Below are 15,608 nucleotides of genomic sequence, written 5' to 3'. Positions count from 1 at the left end.
TCATAGCCTAAAACATAATGATGTCCCAGATTCGATTTTCTTATAATTGCAATTTTGTTAGCACGTATTATTTGTTATAATGTGTGACTTCTTCGACTATGCCTAACACCACTTGTACTGCTTTTTCCATAACGTCTATAGATGCAAACTCAAATGGACCATGGAAATTACCGCATCCAGTGAAGATATTAGGTGTTGGAAGGCCCATAAATGATAATTGTGAACCGTCTGTACCACCACGAATAGGAGCAGTGTTTGGCGTTATTCCTAAATCACTAAACACTTTTTTAGGAATATCAATCACATGAGGTAAAGGTTTAATTTTTTCTGCCATATTGTAATACTGATCTTCGATATCTACTTTGACTGGGAAATCTTCATAATGCGCATTTATATTGTCTCGAATTTCAAGTAATTTCTTCTTACGTAATTCAAAGTTTTTGCGATTATGATCACGAATAATATACTGAAGGGTTGCTTTTTCTACATTGCCGTTAAAATGCATTAAATGGTAAAAACCTTCGTAATTTTCTGTGCGTTCTGGTACCTCTTGAGGAGGCAATAAGCTATTAAATTGTTGGCCGAGTAAAATCGCATTAACCATGACATTTTTTGCAGAACCAGGGTGAACATTTACGCCATGGCAGGTAATCGTTGCTTCCGCTGCATTAAAACTTTCAAATTGCAACTCGCCATATTGACTGCCATCCATTGTATATGCAAAATCAGCATTAAAGCGTGCAACATCAAAATGGTGAGGGCCTTTACCAATTTCTTCATCAGGAGTAAAAGCGATACGAATACGGCCATGCTTAATTTCAGGATGGTCTACTAAATATGTTACAGCTTCCATGATTTCAACCACACCGGCTTTATCATCAGCCCCAAGTAATGATGTGCCATCAGTAATCATCAATGTGTGTCCTTCTAAGCCTTGTAATTCAGGAAATACCTCTGGATCAAGCACTCGAGATGTTTGGCCTAATTTAATCGGTTGACCATCAAATGATGAGATAATTTGAGGTTTGACATGACTGGCATTAAAATCAGGAGATGTATCTACATGGGCCAAGAAGCCAACTGTAGGCACATCATGCGCAATGTTACTCTCGATAGTAGCGAAAAGATAACCGTTATCGTCGAGTTCAGTTGCTAGACCTAAAGCATCAAGCTCTCTTTGTAAAAGATTTAATAAATCCCATTGTTTAGCTGTAGAGGGTGTAGTTTGTGAGTTTGGATCTGATTGTGTATCTATTTTGACATATCTTGTTAATCTATCAATAATTTGTGCTTTCATCGTTATTCAACCCCTTAAACTCTATTGTTCATATTATAAGATTTTTTATAAGATTTCCCTTTAATTTTCCCAAAAAACTGTTTGATTCGCGTATAAAGATAATATAAAATTTCGGCAACAAGAATACCAAAGGCAATCGCGCCAGAAATAAGTGTCACTTCTAAAAATGTATTTACAGCATGTGTGTAATCATTTGATACTAAGAAACGGGTTGCTTCATATGCAGCACCACCAGGGACAAGTGGAATAATTCCAGGAACAATAAAAATAATGACCGGACGTTTGTATCGTCTACTCATAACGTGACTTAGCAATCCTAAAATAAGGCTCCCAGAAAATGCAGCACCTACTTTACCTAAATCTAAATCAACGGTGTATTGATAAATCGTCCAAGCAACAGCGCCTACGAAACCACATGCCACGAGTAATCTTTTAGGTGCATTGAAAATAATTGAGAAAAGCACTGTAGAAATAAAACTAATTGTAAAATGAAATAAATAAAATAGCATTTATAAACAGCCTTTCTTAGAATAGTAATAAAACAATTGCGACACCAGCACCAATTGCAAACGCAGTTAAAGCGGCTTCTACACCACGAGACATACCAGCTAGCAACTCTCCTGCCATCAAATCACGAATCGCGTTACATATTAAAATCCCAGGTACTAAAGGCATCACGCTGGCAATAGTAATAATGTTTTGATTTGTTGCAATGCCCATCTTAGTGAAAAACACTGCAATACTAATTACCACAGCTGAAGCTACAAATTCTGAGAAAAATTTAATTTGTATATAGCGCTGAACAAAGCTAAATGTTAAAAATGCAGCACCCCCAGCCAATATTGCGATCCAGCAGTCTGATGCTACACCACCAAACATAAATAAGAAAAATCCACATGCAATGGCTGCCGCTAAGAAATTAGTTAGAAATGAAAATTGCAATGACGCTTGACGTAGATGAATTAATTCGTTTTTGGCTTCATCGATTGTCAACTGATTATTGGCAATTTTTCTACTAAGACTGTTGGTTAATGCAATTTTTTCTAAATCGGTAGTTCTTTCTCTAATCCTAATGAGCCGTGTACTTGTGCGATCATTTAGTGAAAAAATAATCGCGGTTGAGGTCACAAAACTATATGTATCATGTAAACCATAGCTATGCGCAATTCTATTCATCGTATCTTCAACACGGTAAGTTTCTGCACCAGCTTCAAGTAAAATTCGACCTGCAATTAAAACCACATCAATCACTTTATTTTCATCTATAATAGTGATTGAATCAGACATAACGCGACACCTCCATGGTGGAATAAAAATATATAGTCATAAAAAAATTTAACGTTGTTTTTTTGTACATCTATGTTGTTCAACGTACAAGTTATATAACTTCTATATTGCACTATTATAATAGAAGTTTTAACTAAAATGAATAATGAGTCAAGATAAACTTAAAATCATGAGCTATTCATACAAAAAACACTATCATTCAGATACTGTCTTGTACAGAATGATAGTGTAATACGGAAAGTGATATTGTACTTTATAATTTGATAATTGGATTAAACATAACTTGATTTCGTCCTTCATTTTTAGCCACATGTACCATATCATCAGCATCTTTAAATACTTTTCGTTGGGATTTGTGATCATCTTTAGTTAAATAACCTACACCAATGGACACTGATAATTTAATAACTTCTTTATTTGGTAAATGAAATGATGATTTTTCTACACCTAGACGGATATTTTCAGCAAGTTTAACGCTTTGGTCTAAGGAATAATCGCGTATAACTACTGAAAACTCTTCGCCACCATTTCTAAAGATTTTAAATTTCTTAGGTACATAATTCTTTAATAATTGGGACATTTGCTTTAATACAGCATCGCCTGATTTATGTGAATACGAATCATTGACGTCTTTAAATCCATCTATATCAATTAATAACAATGCAAGGCTTTCGTGATGTTCTTCAGCTTGTTGAGAAATATGATTAAGATGACGGTCAAATTCTTTAACGTTACCTAAACCAGTTAAATAATCATATTTATCTTCATTTTCGTAGCGATTGACAAGTGAAAAGAAACGCCAAATATCTACGAACGTTACTGCTGAAGCAATAGTTAAGACAAATGATACAGGTATCAATATAATTAATTCTTTAATGTCATATATCGGGCTGAAAATTGATAAAATAGCTAAAATAATGATACTAATTAAATTTAAGATGAGTAGTGACACGATATCATTTTGTTTTAAAAATGGACCAATTGCACTTACAATGCCTGCTATGACAAGTAATGTCACACCATATAATATTGAATTCCCATAGGCAAAGATATCAACCAATGCGACAATTGTGGCTGCAGCAAGGGTATAAGGCATATGGGTATAACGTCCTAAAAACAACAATGGTACAAACGTTAAATGTACTAAAAATTCATCGTTATATGATGGGATTGGATAAGCAGCTAATAATAGTGCAACAAGGGTCATTAAAACTGTAACATAGCCTTTAGAGAAAGTTACCCGTTTATTCTCAGAATATTGTAATCTGTGGAATAAATAGATACCTGCAACCATGACAGAAATATTATAAATGATTGCTTCCAACATGTATTTACCGACTCCTTTATTTCTCCACTAGTAATTGTAAGTGAAAACTTACAATTTGTCATTAACTCTGGAAAGAAATTTATGCTAAATTACAGTCTTTCATGTTAAAATAAAATTTTCCATGGTATGATAAGAAAAAACATTTTCTTCTTATTTATTATACTGTATAGACAACATGTGTTAACATACACCACAATTATATAGTGTATTTATGTCACAGTGCGTATAGAGAACCTTTATGACTGATGATATTGACGTCTTAACAAATAAAAAATATAAGGCGCTAAAAAATAAGAAATATATCTATTGAAGGTGAACGGATGCTTACATTATTGCTCATAGTGATTACGATGTTGATTAGTTTAATGATTACACCAATCGTTATCGCTATTTCTAAAAAGCTCAATATTGTTGATAAACCGAACTTTAGAAAAGTTCATACTCAACCAGTTTCGGTTCTTGGTGGCACCGTGATACTTTTCTCTTTCCTTATTGGGATTTGGATTAGTCATCCTATGGAAAGAGAAATAAAACCCTTAGTCATAGGTGCTTTTATTATGTACGTAGTAGGACTTATTGATGACATATGTGATTTAAAACCACTACTTAAACTTTTGGGGCAAGTCGTCGCAGCGAGTGTGATTGTGTTCTATGGCATTACGATTGACTTTATTTCGTTTCCAATGGGACCAACTATTCATTTTGGGTTTTTAAGTATTCCAATTACAATCATTTGGATTGTAGCCATTACAAATGCAATTAATCTTATTGATGGTTTAGACGGTTTAGCGTCAGGTGTTTCTATCATTGCTTTGTTAACAATAGCATTTATTGCTATTTTGCAAGGGAATATCTTTATAACAATGATTTGTAGTGTATTAATTGGTTCACTGCTAGGCTTTTTATTCTTTAATTTTCATCCAGCAAAGATTTTTCTGGGCGATAGTGGTGCATTAATGATTGGTTTTATTATTGGCTTTGTTTCGTTACTAGGCTTTAAAAATATTACGTTTATTTCATTATTTTTCCCGATCATTATACTTGCAGTTCCATTTATCGATACTTTATTTGCAATGATACGTCGTGTGAAGAAAGGGCAACATATTATGCAAGCAGATAAGTCACATTTACATCATAAATTGTTGGCTTTGGGTTATTCACATAGACAAACGGTGTTATTGATTTATTCAATTGCCATTTTATTCAGTCTATCAAGTATCATTTTGTACTTATCACAACCATTAGGTGTTGTCTTGATGTTTATCTTGATTTTAATTACGATTGAGATGATTGTTGAATTTACCGGATTAATTGATGATAATTATCGACCTTTATTAAAGTTAATTGCCAAGAAGAACCATCACCATGAACATAAATAAAAAATAAGCTATTCAGCCTGATATATAATATTGTTTCAGGCTGAGTAGCTTTTTAATTTGTAGAAATATCGAAAGGTAACTTTTTCGTTTTTTCAGTAGTTAATGTGTAATTGCCAGCAGTATGTTGATTTAAAAATGCGATGAAAGCATCATAGTCGTCTGCGATTACATCTATATGATAACGGACTTTATCAAGGTAAGTAGTATCGCGAAGCATATAGGATGTTGATGCTAACTCATATTCGAATTTACCAGTTAAATCGTAAGCAACTGTTACAATAACGGGAATGGCATCGCGTAATTCTACACGTCCTACCGCAAAAATAACATCACGCACGGCACCACTATATGCACGTATCAAACCGCCACCACCAAGTTTAATGCCTCCAAAATAGCGCGTCACAACTACACAAACATTATGAACATCGAGTTTTTTCAAAATATCCAACATCGGCACACCAGCTGTACCAGTAGGCTCTCCATCATCATTTGCTTTTTGAATATTCATGTGTGCTCCCACTGTATAGGCAGAACAATGATGTGTTGCATCTTTATGACGCTGCTTGATATCGGCAATAAATTGTTTAGCCTCATCTTCACTATTTACTGGTTTAATATGGGCGATAAATCTAGATTTGTGTATGACATTTTCAATAATATGTTCTTTTTTTATTGTAATAATGGGTTCGCTCATTAAAATTGATTCCCCCTATAGCGTATCGATTAATTTAACTATACAGCATGATATCAAAACAATAAAGCACTGTTTTAATCTGCTTAAAAATTTATCTTGTGTGTCATATGTCATGTGTGACGAATGATGATATTGCAAATTGTGATTTATTTTTTAAGAAGAGCAGGGAGCGGGACAGAATTCATTATGAATTCGTAGTCCCGCTCCGGCAAGGTTGACTAGGATTGAAAAAAGCTTAGTATCAAGCGTATTTTCTCAATCCAGTCAACTACTGCCAATATAGAGCTCAGAACCTAAAATTTAATTATGTGCCAGACTCGTTGTTAAAGAGGGGATAGTTGTTTGCTTTTAAGTTAAATTATTTTATAATGAGAATTAAGTATAATTGAGGAGGACTACTATGAAGATTGCTGTAATGACTGATTCTACAAGCTATCTCTCACAAGAGTTACTAGATAAATACCAAATTCCAGTTGCACCTCTTAGTGTCATCTTTGACGACGGAGAAACATTTGTTGAATCAAATGATGTTGACATGGAACAGTTTTACCATAAAATGCTATCATCGAAAACACCACCAACTACAAGTCAACCTGCTATTGGAGAGTGGATTCAACGCTATGAAGCACTGCGAGATCAAGGTTACACAGATATCATTGTTATATGTTTATCAAGCGGTATCAGCGGTAGCTACCAATCTGCAACACAAGCTGGAGAAATGGTCGAAGGCGTTAATGTGCATTCATTTGATAGCAAATTAGCTGCAATGATGGAAGGATCATATGTGTTACATGCAATAAACTTAGTGGACAAAGGTTTTTCACCTGACGACATTATTCAAGAATTAAGCGCAATTCGTGAACATACAACTGCGTATTTATTTGTAGATGATTTGAAAAACCTACAAAAAAGTGGCCGTATTACCGGTGCACAAGCTTGGGTTGGTACGATGTTGAAGATGAAACCTGTATTACGCTTTGAAGATGGGAAAATAGTACCGGAAGAAAAAGTGCGTACTAAGAAAAGAGCTTATAAGTCATTAGAAGAGAATATTATGCGCATTGCTAGTGAGCTTGATGAAGTGACGATATTTGTGATAAATGGAGATAAAATTGAAGAAGGTAAGGCATTTTACCGAGAATTGAAAGAAAAGTATCCGGAATCCTATAATATTCATTATTCCGAATTTGGACCAGTTGTTGCTACACATCTTGGTTCAGGCGGGTTAGGATTAGGGTGTTTTGGCAAAAAGATTTCTATAGAATAATGCATTTCGAGGGAGGCATGAATCAACAATGATTCATGTCTTTTTTTATACATTAAAAAGAGGTGACTAGAATCATACGCTATGGTCAATTAATACCTGCATCTCATGTTCAAGATAATGAGCCAGTAGCATCGAAACAAAAAGGAATTTACACCGATAACAAAGGAATAGTATGTCTGCAATGTGGCAATAGAGATATGCTATATTTTCATAAATATATAAGTAATCATCAGGAAGAGATTGTTTATTGCCGTAACTGTCTTCAATTGGGAAGAGTAGATAATATGACTGATTATGTATTAATAGAATCGAAGAGAAATAAGACTACCGCTTCGTACACATTGCCATTTAATTTGTCTGATCAACAATGTTATGCCAGTAAAAAAATGATTTATGCTATACAGCACCACCAAAAATTATTACTCTATGCAGTAACGGGTGCTGGTAAGACGGAAATGATGTTTCCTGGTATTCAGTATGCCAGACACAAGGGGTACAATGTTGCTATTGTATCTCCAAGAGTAGATGTTGTTTTAGAAATTAGTCAGCGTATCCTGGATGCTTTTCAAGGTGAACAGATTGATGTATTGCATCAGCAATCGAGACAACAATTTAACGGTCATTTTGTCATTGCAACGATTCATCAGTTGTATCGTTTTAAAAATCATTTTGACCTTATTTTTGTTGACGAAGTAGATGCTTTTCCATTAGCTATGGAATCATCATTATTTATTGCAATTCAGATGGCAGCCTGTAGACAAGCTTCAATTATTTATATGACTGCGACGCCATCTAAAGCGTTATTAGCGCAATTTAATCATGAACAAATCATATATTTACCAGCTAGATTTCATCGACATCCACTTCCTGTACCACGCTTTAAATATTTTAAGTTGAAGTGCAATCGACAACAACAAACTTTAGTGCGCATTTTGCAAAATCAACTAAATAAACGACGAATAACTTTAGTGTTTTTTCATCATATAGAAACGATGTTAGCTGCTTATCATCGATATCAAGCTGTTTTGTCGTCACTCACCTACGTATATAGTGAAGATGTCTTACGTTTTGAAAAGGTTGAAGCGCTCAGACAAGGGAACTACGAAATTGTTTTTACGACAACAATTTTAGAAAGAGGCTTCACAATGGCACATTTAGATGTCATTGTTATCGATGCACAAACATTTAGCAAGGCAGCATTGATACAGATTGCTGGTCGAGTTGGGAGAAAAGCACATGCACCTGATGGCATGGTATTGTATTTACATCAAGGTGTAAGTTTAAGCATGATTGCTGCTAGACGTGAGGTGCAATCTATGAATCGTTTGGCAAGAGAAAAAGGGTGGTTAGATGAGAAGATGCCTCCAATGTCTTCAACCCATCCATGAACCATTAACGGCTATAAATATATACAAGCCGCCTAAACTTATATGTTCAAAATGTGAAAGTTTGTGGCAAGCTTGTCGTATTAAAGACAAAAAACAACGTTGTTCGAGATGTCTAAATCAATGTGGTCATTCAACGCAACAGTGTTTAGACTGTCAGTTTTTAGCAAATCGGTTTCAATTAATGACGCAGCTATATTGTGATTATCAGTACACAGGAATTATCAAAGCGCTCATCCATCAATACAAATTTATGAAAGATCACTATTTAGCGCAAGTGTTGGCATATCAACTGAAGCTACCTCAAATTAAATATGACTACGTTGTGCCAATTCCGTCCCCGAAAGTAAGAGATGATACAAGAACCTTTAATCCTGTAACTACAGTGTTAGCTTATAAAGGTATTCAATATATTAATCTTTTAGCTACGGATTTGCGTCCTAAGCAATCAAAATTATCAAAAATAGAGCGTGCTGAAGCATCTAATCCATTTTATATTTCTTTAGATATCGACTTGACAAATAAAGAAATATTACTCGTAGATGATATTTATACTACTGGATTAACCATACATCATGCGGGGTGTAAATTGTTAGAAAATAAAGTCAGAAAATTCAGTGTGTATACGTTTGCACGGTAGTCCGAACGTGGTATGATATAAGTAAGAATTACCAATAGAGGTTAAAGGAGAGATTACTATGATTAGATTTGAAATTCATGGAGATAACCTCACTATTACAGATGCAATCCGCAACTATATTGAGGACAAAATTGGTAAATTAGAACGCTATTTTAATAACGTTCCAAATGCAGTAGCACATGTTAAAGTTAAAACGTATGCTAATTCTGCAACTAAAATTGAAGTAACAATTCCACTCAAAAATGTCACACTTAGAGCGGAGGAACGACACGATGATTTATATGCAGCTATTGACTTAGTTAATGACAAATTAGAGCGTCAAGTACGTAAATATAAAACACGTGTCAACAGAAAAAATCGAGATCATGGGGATCAAGAAGTATTCGTGGCAGAAGTAGCTGAAGCTACTCCAGAACCATCTGAATTAGAAGTCGAAACAAATGATAGCGACATTGAAATTATTCGTTCTAAACATTTCAGCTTAAAACCTATGGATTCTGAAGAAGCTGTATTACAAATGAATTTGCTAGGACATGATTTCTTTGTGTTTGCTGATAGAGAAACAGAAGGAACAAGTATTGTATACCGACGCAAAGACGGTAAATATGGTTTAATCGAAACAACAGAATAAAAATTTTGAGTCATTGTGCTTATAGCCACAATGTCTTGAGTGATTTTCTAGAGAATGGGACAGAAATATCATTTGCAAAAAATAATTTCATTTTCCCTCACTGGCAAGGCTGACTAAGATTGAAAGAAGCTTGATACAAGCATATTTTCAATACAGTTAACCACTGCCAATATTTTAAAATATATTTGGATAATGAAAAGAGTAGCTGAACAAGCTACTCTTTTTTTATTAAATATTTTTTAAAATATAATTGTTAAGAAACATATTTTTTTAAAAAAACTTAACAAGATACACAAATATTTCACTTTTGATGAAAATAACCACTTGATTTTAATTTGTTATTAGATTAATAATATAAGTGTAATTATTAAATATTAATTTTAATAATTAAAACAATATCAAAGGAGTGTGATTTTATGTCAAAAATGTTAGTTCTTTTTTCTACATGTATTCTTTTAATGTCGATGTCGTTAATTTTTATGCCTGTTAGTCATGCGCAAGGTTTATCCTCTAAGCAAGCAACGTTGTATCAGCAGAATCCAAAAGATACTAATACTCAAGTTTCAGGAAAACTGAATAATTCGAAAGAAACAAAAGCAAATGATACAGCAACCTTATTTGCAAACTCTAAAGTCAATCAATATATTATCGACAATCATCTTCAGCATTCGCCAGTAGTAAAAGATCCACGTATGGATACACTTCCTAAATTAGAATATAAAAACGGCACTTACATGGGTGTTGTTATTCACGAAGTGGGCGAAGACAATCGTCCTTTACAAGTATGGGTAGATCGCATGTATGAAACTTATACTAGAGCATTTGTACACGCATTCGTTGATAATAACGAAATACATCTTACTGCACCTGCAGAATATTATGTGTGGGGAGCTGGTCCTAAAGCTAATCCATACTTTTATCAAATCGAATTAGTAAGAATGTATAATTTTGAAGACTTTGCAAAATCAGTTAATAATCAAGCTTGGCTTGCAGCCTATATGTTAAAGCAAAATGGAATTACGCCAACACTTGCTGATGATAACGCTGGTAAAGGTTCTGTCATTAGCCACAATGCAGTAGGTAAATATTGGGGCGGTACAGATCACGTAGATCCAATCGAATACTATGGAAGATGGGGATACGATATGCATCAAATGTTTGATTTAATTAAATACTACTATGATAATATGGCGTAAATTAAAAATGCTTTAATACATGTAGTAGCAAGACTAGGAATCTGTTATTTAGATTCCTAGTCTTGTTCGCGTGTTTTTTACAAACTTTAATAATCCCATTATCAACATTGAGGTTCATGATTAAGAATTTGTACATACTTTAGTTTTTAAGAAGCAAATGTTTAATCAATGGACACATATCTTAGGTTATGCTAATGTAATTTGACGATTCTAAAATTGTATTATTTCATCTTCAGTTTCTCAAAGTACGTTTTTAAAATACGCTTTTATTAATATATTCGAAAATTATTTATTTATGACGAGAAAAAGTTGTTTCTATCGTGTTAAAATAAATATGTTGTCGATTTGCAGGGCAATCAATAGCCCAAAAGGAATCACGCATCAACTTAGTAGTAGCACGCATAAGTTTTTCGGTGAAAGAAATGATTAGAGATGACATTGAGAGACGCGTAGTATGAGTAATATAAGTATAAATTTAATGGTATAAATGATAAGATAAATTGTTGTAGGCCAAACAGTTTTAGCTAAAGGAGCGAACAAAATGGGATTTTTATCAAAAATTGTTGACGGCAATAAAAAAGAAATAAAACGATTAGAAAAACTAGCTGATAAAGTACTTGCATTAGAGGAAAATATCGCTATTTTAACGGATGAAGAGATTCGTAATAAGACAAAAAAATATCAAGAAGAACTTAAAGAGATAGATGATGTTAAGAAACAAAATGATTATCTAGATAAAATATTACCTGAAGCATATGCATTAGTACGTGAAGGATCTAAACGTGTGTTCAACATGATTCCATTCAAAGTACAAGTGATGGGTGGTATCGCTATTCACAAAGGCGATATCGCAGAAATGAGAACAGGTGAAGGTAAAACATTAACAGCTACAATGCCAACATACCTCAATGCCCTTGCTGGCCGAGGTGTTCATGTTATTACAGTCAATGAGTATTTATCAAGTGTACAAAGCGAAGAAATGGCCCAATTATACAATTTCCTTGGGTTGTCTGTAGGCTTGAATTTAAATAGTAAAACAACAGCAGAAAAAAGAGAAGCATATTTACAAGACATCACATATAGTACAAATAATGAATTAGGATTCGATTATTTGCGTGATAATATGGTGAATTATGCCGAAGAACGTGTTATGCGTCCACTGCATTTTGCTATTATTGATGAAGTCGACTCTATTTTAATCGACGAAGCGCGTACACCATTAATTATTTCTGGGGAAGCTGAGAAATCAACATCACTTTATACGCAAGCCAATGTTTTTGCTAAAATGTTAAAAGCCGAAGACGATTATAAATATGATGAAAAGACAAAAGCTGTACATTTAACAGAACAAGGTGCAGATAAAGCGGAACGCATGTTCAAAATTGAAAACCTATATGATGTCCAAAATGTTGATGTCATCAGTCATATTAATACTGCCTTAAGAGCACATGTTTCATTGCAACGCGATAAAGACTATATGGTGGTTGATGGGGAAGTGCTCATTGTTGACCAATTTACAGGACGTACGATGCCAGGACGTCGTTTTTCTGAAGGATTACACCAAGCGATAGAAGCTAAAGAAGGCGTTCAAATTCAAAATGAATCTAAGACAATGGCTTCCATTACTTTCCAAAACTATTTTAGAATGTACAATAAATTAGCAGGCATGACTGGTACAGCAAAAACTGAAGAAGAAGAATTCCGTAATATTTATAATATGACGGTTACGCAAATTCCTACGAACAAACCGGTACAACGTACAGATAAAGCAGATTTAATTTATATTAGTCAAAAAGGTAAATTTGATGCTGTTATTGAAGATGTAGTAGAGAAACATAAAAAAGGTCAGCCTGTACTGTTAGGTACAGTTGCTGTAGAAACCAGTGAATATATCTCAGCCTTGTTGAAAAAACGCGGTGTGAGACATGATGTTTTAAATGCAAAGAATCACGAGCGCGAAGCAGATATTGTTGCTAAAGCTGGACAAAAAGGTGCTGTAACAATTGCGACAAACATGGCCGGACGTGGTACCGACATTAAACTTGGTGAAGGTGTCGAAGAATTAGGCGGCTTAGCTGTTATAGGTACGGAACGTCATGAATCACGTCGTATTGATGACCAATTACGTGGCCGTTCTGGTCGACAAGGTGATAGAGGTGATAGCCGCTTCTATTTATCACTGCAAGATGAGTTGATGATTCGTTTTGGTTCTGAGCGCTTACAAAAAATGATGGGGCGTTTAGGCATGGATGATTCAACACCGATTGAATCAAGAATGGTCTCTCGGGCAGTAGAATCTGCGCAAAAACGTGTTGAAGGTAATAACTTTGATGCCCGTAAACGTATTCTTGAGTATGATGAAGTATTGCGTAAACAGCGTGAAATTATCTATAATGAACGTAATAATATTATTGATAGTGATAATAGTTCAGAGCTTGTTACTGCCATGTTGAAATCAACTTTACAACGCGCAGTTAATTATTACATTAATGAAGAAGATGAAGCATTAGATTATAATCCATTCATCAATTATGTTAACGATGTCTTTTTACAAGAAGGTAGCTTAACAGTTGAAGAAATAAAAGGTAAAGATTCCGAAGATATTTATAATATTGTCTGGGAAAAAATCGAACAAGCATATGATGCTCAAAAAGAAACTATTGGCACACAAATGCCAGAATTTGAGCGTATGATTTTGCTCCGATCTATTGATACACACTGGACAGATCACATTGATACTATGGATCAATTGCGTCAAGGAATCCATTTGCGCTCATATGCACAACAAAATCCACTGCGTGATTATCAAAATGAAGGTCATGAATTGTTTGATATTATGATGCAAAATATTGAAGAAGACACTTCAAAATTCATCTTGAAATCTGTTGTGCAAGTAGAAGAAAATATTGAGCGAGAAAAAACAACTGACTTTGGTAAAGCCCAACATGTTTCTGCCGAAGATGGTAAAGAAAAAGTGAAACCACAACCTATCGTAAAAGGTGAGCAAGTAGGTAGAAATGATCCATGTCCATGTGGTAGTGGCAAAAAATATAAAAACTGTCATGGTAAATAATGTGCTTGACGGTAATTGAATTAAATTCTCAATACTTAAACGAAGCGTGACCATAAATGTTATGCTTAATCCGTTTTGAGCCTTTTTGGAGTAGGATATTGAAGTTACACAAAGACTTCTATCCTGCTCTTTTTATGGATTAGATTAATCATCAATCATAATACAATCGTGACAAAATATAATCATATATGTATCATAAAGAAGACAGAAGATATCATCGTTATAGGAGAGATAAGCATGGAACTTTCAGAAATCAAACGTCGTATAGAGGCGTATCAAGATAGTTTAACTCAAATTAGGGGGTCTCTTTGACTTAGAAAATAAAGAGACAAATATTCAAGAATATGAAGAAATGATGACCGAGCCTAATTTTTGGGACGATCAAAATAAAGCGCAAGATATTATTGATAAAAATAACGCTTTGAAAGCAATAACTATGGGCTATCATGACTTAGACAATGAAGTTGAGGACATGTTTGCCACGACCGAGTTATTACAAGAAGAGTATGATGAGGATATGAAGGCTGAGTTGGAAATGGATGTCTTGGCCTTTAACGATAAATTAGATCAATTTGAATTACAGCTGTTATTAGATGGTCCACATGATGCTAATAATGCGATACTAGAATTACATCCAGGCGCTGGAGGTACAGAATCTCAAGATTGGGCGAGTATGTTACTCCGTATGTACCAGCGTTATTGTGAACAAAATGGATTTAAAGTTGAAACGGTAGATTATTTACCTGGTGATGAAGCAGGTATTAAAAGTGTGACGTTACTTGTCAAAGGACATAATGCGTATGGTTATTTAAAAGCTGAAAAAGGTGTTCATCGCTTGGTTCGTATTTCACCATTTGATGCATCAGGACGTCGTCATACATCTTTCGCGTCATGTGATGTGATACCTGATTTTAATAATAATGAGATAGAAATTGAAATTAACCCTGATGATATTACGGTTGATACTTTTAGAGCATCGGGCGCTGGTGGACAACATATTAATAAAACTGAATCAGCTATTCGAATTACCCATCATCCGACTGGCATAGTTGTCAACAACCAAAATGAACGATCACAAATTAAAAATCGTGAAGCCGCAATGAAAATGTTAAAATCCAAACTATATCAGTTGAAGTTAGAAGAACAAGCGCAGGAAATGGCGGAAATCCGTGGTGAACAAAAAGAAATAGGTTGGGGCAGTCAAATACGCTCTTATGTATTTCATCCATATTCAATGGTTAAAGATCATCGGACGAATGAAGAAACTGGGAAAGTAGATGCCGTGATGGATGGAGATATTGGGCCATTTATAGAAGCTTACTTAAGACAGCAAATGGATCAGTCATACTCGTCATAATGATTATTAGAACGCGCATGGGACATCATTATGTTCTAGGCTATAAACGATATATTGGCAGTAGTTGACTGGATT

Annotated in this window: 13 protein-coding genes; 8 read left to right on the top strand and 5 right to left on the bottom strand. The window is 34.4% G+C overall.

Annotated elements, in window-relative coordinates; translation table 11 throughout:
* Nucleotides 1-67: 67 nt before the first annotated feature.
* From pepT to HMPREF2597_RS12095, 4 genes are all read right to left on the bottom strand, one after another.
* Nucleotides 68-1,297 (bottom strand): peptidase T, encoded by a 1,230-nt coding sequence (gene pepT, locus HMPREF2597_RS12110; protein ID WP_002479347.1) that lies wholly within the window; start codon nt 1,295-1,297, stop codon nt 68-70.
* A gap of 14 nt (nt 1,298-1,311) precedes the next feature.
* Nucleotides 1,312-1,806: a threonine/serine exporter family protein gene (locus tag HMPREF2597_RS12105; RefSeq protein WP_002459724.1), complete on the bottom strand. Its 495-nt coding sequence runs from the start codon at nt 1,804-1,806 to the stop codon at nt 1,312-1,314.
* Between the two features lie 16 nt (nt 1,807-1,822).
* Nucleotides 1,823-2,584: a threonine/serine exporter family protein gene (locus tag HMPREF2597_RS12100; RefSeq protein WP_002459723.1), complete on the bottom strand. Its 762-nt coding sequence runs from the start codon at nt 2,582-2,584 to the stop codon at nt 1,823-1,825.
* Between the two features lie 253 nt (nt 2,585-2,837).
* Nucleotides 2,838-3,911 (bottom strand): GGDEF domain-containing protein GdpS, encoded by a 1,074-nt coding sequence (locus tag HMPREF2597_RS12095; RefSeq protein WP_002459722.1) that lies wholly within the window; start codon nt 3,909-3,911, stop codon nt 2,838-2,840.
* Between the two features lie 320 nt (nt 3,912-4,231).
* Between HMPREF2597_RS12095 and HMPREF2597_RS12090 the strand changes: the two genes are divergently transcribed.
* Complete coding sequence (locus tag HMPREF2597_RS12090; protein ID WP_002479346.1) at nt 4,232-5,290, top strand: glycosyltransferase family 4 protein; 1,059 nt, start codon at nt 4,232-4,234, stop codon at nt 5,288-5,290.
* Between the two features lie 52 nt (nt 5,291-5,342).
* On the opposite strand, the gene HMPREF2597_RS12085 is transcribed toward HMPREF2597_RS12090, so the two are convergent.
* Nucleotides 5,343-5,984: a YigZ family protein gene (locus tag HMPREF2597_RS12085; RefSeq protein WP_002479345.1), complete on the bottom strand. Its 642-nt coding sequence runs from the start codon at nt 5,982-5,984 to the stop codon at nt 5,343-5,345.
* A 400-nt stretch (nt 5,985-6,384) separates the two neighbouring features.
* On the opposite strand from HMPREF2597_RS12085, the gene fakB1 reads away from it, so the two are divergent.
* The 7 genes from fakB1 (at nt 6,385) to prfB (ending at nt 15,533) form a co-directional block, all read left to right on the top strand.
* The gene (fakB1, locus tag HMPREF2597_RS12080) at nt 6,385-7,251 is read left to right on the top strand and encodes a fatty acid kinase binding subunit FakB1 (protein WP_002459719.1); all 867 of its coding nucleotides are present in this window, start codon (nt 6,385-6,387) and stop codon (nt 7,249-7,251) included.
* Nucleotides 7,252-7,313: 62 nt separating this feature from the next.
* Nucleotides 7,314-8,639, top strand: coding sequence for a DNA/RNA helicase (locus HMPREF2597_RS12075; RefSeq protein ID WP_002479344.1), 1,326 nt, complete (start codon nt 7,314-7,316; stop codon nt 8,637-8,639).
* The gene (locus tag HMPREF2597_RS12070; protein WP_012990936.1) at nt 8,602-9,276 is read left to right on the top strand and encodes a ComF family protein; all 675 of its coding nucleotides are present in this window, start codon (nt 8,602-8,604) and stop codon (nt 9,274-9,276) included. Before HMPREF2597_RS12075 ends, HMPREF2597_RS12070 begins: the two co-directional genes overlap by 38 nt.
* Nucleotides 9,277-9,334: 58 nt before the next feature.
* A complete protein-coding gene (gene hpf / locus HMPREF2597_RS12065) occupies nt 9,335-9,907 on the top strand; it encodes a ribosome hibernation-promoting factor, HPF/YfiA family (protein WP_002479342.1) in 573 nt (190 codons plus the stop codon).
* A 416-nt stretch (nt 9,908-10,323) separates the two neighbouring features.
* Nucleotides 10,324-11,103: a peptidoglycan recognition protein family protein gene (locus HMPREF2597_RS12060; protein WP_002479341.1), complete on the top strand. Its 780-nt coding sequence runs from the start codon at nt 10,324-10,326 to the stop codon at nt 11,101-11,103.
* Between the two features lie 541 nt (nt 11,104-11,644).
* On the top strand, nt 11,645-14,176 hold the full coding sequence (secA, locus tag HMPREF2597_RS12055; protein WP_002479340.1) for a preprotein translocase subunit SecA: 2,532 nt from the start codon (nt 11,645-11,647) through the stop codon (nt 14,174-14,176).
* A gap of 237 nt (nt 14,177-14,413) precedes the next feature.
* Nucleotides 14,414-15,533, top strand: a protein-coding gene (prfB, locus tag HMPREF2597_RS12050; RefSeq protein WP_096032083.1) for a peptide chain release factor 2 whose coding sequence is annotated in 2 segments (ribosomal slippage) — nt 14,414-14,485 and nt 14,487-15,533 — 1,119 coding nt in all. Because the reading frame shifts where the segments join, the coding sequence is not laid out codon by codon here.
* The last annotated feature ends 75 nt before the right edge of the window (nt 15,534-15,608 follow it).

Source organism: Staphylococcus sp. HMSC063A07, from assembly GCF_001836955.1.
Lineage (GTDB): Bacteria > Bacillota > Bacilli > Staphylococcales > Staphylococcaceae > Staphylococcus > Staphylococcus lugdunensis.
Note: the sequence above shows the minus strand (reverse complement) of the source record. Positions and strands in the feature narration are given on the sequence as shown.